The following is a 2121-nucleotide window of genomic DNA, read 5'->3' on the forward strand; positions in this document are numbered from 1 at the left end:
ACATCCTCTATCTAATAACTACAATTATACAACATTATGTTGAATAATTATACAGTTGATTTTGGGAGATAGGCTCCCTTATCAACCTAAATTTATTATACAAGGAGAAACCATAATGCCACAGAAAAAGACTAAAGTGATTAGGGAAATTCCCGAAAATCCCTTTATTCAAGGACAGGCCAAAAGGAAAAAGCTACGAGTAGCCGCCTACTGCCGAGTTAGTACAGAGCAGGAAGAACAAGAGAGTAGCTTTGAAAATCAGGTTGCCTATTACACAGATCTTATTCAGAGCAATCCGGAATGGGAATTTGCCGGAATTTTTGCGGATCGTGGAATCAGCGGCACTAAAGATACCATTCGTCCAGAGTTTATGAAAATGATCGAGCATTGCCAAAGACATAAAATTGACTTAATATTCACTAAATCACTTAGCCGGTTTTCTCGAAACACGTTGGATTCTATCAAATACATACGGCTGCTGAAAAGCTTGAATGTAACCATAGAGTTTGAAAAAGAAGGACTCAACACAAGTGATGTCAGCAGCGAAATTTATTTGACATGGTTTAGCGCCTTCGCTCAAGCAGAGAGCGAGTCCATTAGTCAAAATGTTACCATGGGAAAACGCAGGCAGTATAAGGAAGGCCATTTTGCCTTCAGGTACAAAAACTTTTTAGGCTATCGACCGGGAGAAAATGGAGAGCCTGAAATTGATCCTGAACAAGCTGCCATTGTTTCACGGATTTTTTTCGCATTTCTCAGTGGAGATACCCCGGAACAAATTGCAAAATCTCTGGAAGCTGACCACATCCCATCGCCAACAGGAAAGCCAACATGGTCAAAAACTACCATTCGAAATATGCTGCAAAATGAAAAATACGCTGGAGATGTGCTGCTGCAAAAAACCTATACTGCAGATTTCCTCGAAAAGAAGGTGAAGAAAAATAGAGGTGAGGTCAAACAGTATTACATTACTGACAATCATCCAGCTATTATCCCAAGAGATATTTTTCAGGAAGTCCAGTTAGAGATTGCAAGGCGCAGTAGCAAAAGAAAGGTTTCTTGCCGAAGGACAAAGTCTGGTCGAGGAAAATATACCAGCAAATACGCACTATCGGAAAGAACCGTTTGTGGGGAATGTGGTGCTATGTATCGCAGAACCATGTGGATCAAACGGGACGGAACGAAGGAAGATGTATGGCGATGCGTAAACCGTCTTGAATTTGGAACTAAGTATTGCAAACATTCCCCAAGTTTAAAGGAACCCATTTTACACCAAGCAATTCTGAACTGCATTCAGTCCGTATTTCATAATAAAGAAGAAATAGCAGAAGCAGTTCGTGAAGCACAGAAAAAAATCATTTTATTTGAAGATGCCAAAAATAATCCAGAAGTGATCCGTCAAAGAATTCAGGACATTGATCACGGGATGGCGAATCTTTTAACTTTGGCAGCCCAAAGTTCCCAAACAGAACTATTTGAAAAAAAGTTCAAGGAGATGACTGAGGAAAAGGCTCGGTTGGCAGAGCAGCTAAAACAAGCCGAAGAAAATGCAACAACCGATGCAAAGCGTCAAAAGCAACTTGATGATATTCTAAAGGCAATTGACATCGATATCGTTGAGTTAACAGAATTTGATGACACGTTTATCAGAAGAATTGTTGAGCAAGTAACTATCCTTTCAAAAGACAAGATAGAAGTCCGGTTCATAGGAGGATTTTCAAAAGTTGGTGATATTCCGACAAAATAATTGTCGACAGAAAAAAGCCGATCATTACTTCATCATTATTGATGGAATAATGGTCGGCTTTTTTGTGTTTGCAAACATTCCATGGGGTTGAAAAAACTCCTTTATTCTATTATAATAATCAACATCAGGAAAAACGCTTCGGTGGTTCGAAAAAGGGTATCAGATTTTCAAAAAAATTTTTTGAAACACACCGGAAACCGCATGGTTACTGGGTGCCGGTAATTTCGGTCACCAAAGACAAAAAACCTGAATGTGAAAACATTCAGGTTTCAGCCTGTCGAAAAAGCTCAGCTTTCGCTGGGCTTTTTTCGATAAAAGTGGTAAAATAGAAGCAGGTGATAAAAATGATAGAGAAAAACAGAAAAAACAGAGAG

General features: G+C 39.2%; 1 protein-coding gene. It reads left to right on the forward strand.

The window, feature by feature from the left end; translation table 11 throughout:
- Nucleotides 1–115 precede the first annotated feature (115 nt).
- On the forward strand, nucleotides 116–1747 hold the full coding sequence (locus B5F08_RS12990; protein WP_087380360.1) for a recombinase family protein: 1632 nt from the start codon (nucleotides 116–118) through the stop codon (nucleotides 1745–1747).
- The last annotated feature ends 374 nt before the right edge of the window (nucleotides 1748–2121 follow it).

It is taken from the genome of Anaeromassilibacillus sp. An172 (assembly GCF_002160515.1).
Taxonomy (GTDB): domain Bacteria; phylum Bacillota; class Clostridia; order Oscillospirales; family Acutalibacteraceae; genus Limousia; species Limousia pullorum.

Bases quoted from the DNA above. Each gene is read 5' to 3' on its own strand.
- B5F08_RS12990 (WP_087380360.1), top strand. From the start codon at position 116: ATGCCACAGAAAAAGACTAAAGTGATTAGGGAAATTCCCGAAAATCCC.